Below are 1,921 nucleotides of genomic sequence, written 5' to 3' on the forward strand. Positions count from 1 at the left end.
GCCCCGACCTATGTCCTCACGGACAACGAGAAAACGGTCACCGTGTCCCACCTCGCGGGCGTCCCGGTGCGCAACCAGCAGACCGTGGACTTCGCCCGCCACTACGGCATCACCGTGTTGACCTGCCAGCCCGCGGACCCAGCCACGAAGGGCGGGTCGGAGTCCTCGGTCAAGGTCGCCAAAGCCGACATCGTCCCGAGGGACACTAACCTGCGCCCGGAATACGCGTCGTTCGCGGAGGTCGAAGCGGCTTGCGACGCGTTCATGGACGAGGTCAACAACCGTGAGCACCGGGTCACGAGGCGCAAGCCCGCCGCGATGCTCGTCGAGGAGCAGCCGCGGCTGCACCGGATTCCCGACACCGCCCACACGGTCTCGTTCGGCCTCTCCAGGTCCGTCCCGGACAACACCCCGATGGTCACGTTCGAGAACGGTCAGTACTCGGTTCCCGCGCATCTGCTCGGCGCGCGGGTCTTCGTTCGCAGCCACGGGATCGGCGCCGACGAGCAGGTCATCGTCGTGCACCACGGCGCTGACGGTCCCGTCGAGGTCGCCCGGCACCCGCGGGCCCGGCCGGGCTCCCCGTCGATCGATGACGCGCACTTCCCTGACCACCGCGAGAGAATCCCGGGCGACTACGCGGTCAAGGCCCGCAGCGCCGCGGAGGCAGAGTTCCTGCGCATCGGCGCGGGCGCGAAGGCGTGGTTGCTCGAGGCCGCGGCGGCGGGCACGACCCGGATGAACGTGAAGATGGCTGACGCCGTGGCGCTGGCCAAGATCAGCGGCCTGACCGCCGTCGACGAGGCCCTGGGCGAAGCGGCCACCTATGGCCGCTTCGCGACCGGCGACCTCGCCTCGATCCTCGGCTCCAACAGCTCCCGAACCCTGACCCACCGGGCGGATGAGGGGCAGTCGCTCGCGCAGGGCACCGCCGGGTGGGCGGCCATCGGCCGGCCCATCGCCCCGGTGTTCGACGTCTCCGCCGACGATCTGGAGGAGATCGCGTGAGCGTCACGGCCACGGCCGCGCCCGCCTTGCCGGCAGAGCTGGAAGCGTTGATGCGGAAGCTGAAGATGCCCTACGCCCGCGCGCTGGCGCCGGAGCTGATCGCGACGGCCCGCGCTCAACGTTGGGAACCAGCCGAGGTCATCAAGGCCCTGTTCGTCGAGGAAGTCACCGGCCGATCCCGGTCTATGCTCGCCACCCGCCGGAAGGCCGCCGGCTTCCCGACCGGGAAAACCTTCGACACCTGGGACGAGTCCGCATCCTCGATCCCTGTCCCGACGCAGCACGCCCTGCGGACCCTGGAATGGATAGGACGGAAGGAGAACGTCGTCGTTTGCGGGCCCTCCGGGACCGGGAAAACGTTCTTCCTCGAGGCCCTGGGCCAGCAAGTCGTGGAGGCCGGGATGCGGGTTGCCTGGTTCCGCCTCGAGGACCTCGGCGCCCTGGTCCGCGCCCACCGTTCCGACGACTCCGTCGGCCGGGTGGTCGCCCGCATCCTTCGCGCCGATTTGATCGTGGTCGATGACATCGGGCTGCTCGAAGTCGGGGCCGACGCGGCCGAAGGCCTTTACCGGCTCGTCGACGCCGCTTACGAGAAACGCTCCATCGCGGTCTCCTCGAACCTGCACCCGGCCGGCTTCGACGCCCTCATGCCCAAGACCCTCGCGACCGCGACAGTCGACCGGCTGCTCCACCACGCGCACGTTTGCCAGACCTCGGGCGACTCGATCCGGCTCACCCAGGCCCTCGCCGGGAAGGGCGTCACCGCGATGAGTTAGACCGAGGACGACCACGCATGGCCAACGCCACCAAACCCCAGGTGGGCAGATCTGTTGGCCATGAGTGGGCAGTTTTCATGGCCACCAGCGGGCATTTCTACTGGCCGCCCGTGGGCAGATCGGATTGGCCATTGACA

At 69.1% G+C, this 1,921-nt stretch carries 2 protein-coding genes; both read left to right on the forward strand.

What is annotated here, in order from left to right:
- A partial coding sequence (locus tag QMG61_RS17330; protein ID WP_502847061.1) for a transposase occupies positions 1-1,008 on the forward strand: 1,008 nt, incomplete at its 5' end.
- On the forward strand, positions 1,005-1,784 hold the full coding sequence (istB, locus tag QMG61_RS17335) for an IS21-like element helper ATPase IstB (RefSeq protein WP_283495582.1): 780 nt from the start codon (positions 1,005-1,007) through the stop codon (positions 1,782-1,784). The genes QMG61_RS17330 and istB, both read left to right, overlap by 4 nt.
- Positions 1,785-1,921: the final 137 nt, after the last annotated feature.

It is taken from the genome of Cryobacterium sp. PH31-AA6 (genome assembly GCF_030063195.1).
Lineage (GTDB): Bacteria > Actinomycetota > Actinomycetes > Actinomycetales > Microbacteriaceae > Cryobacterium.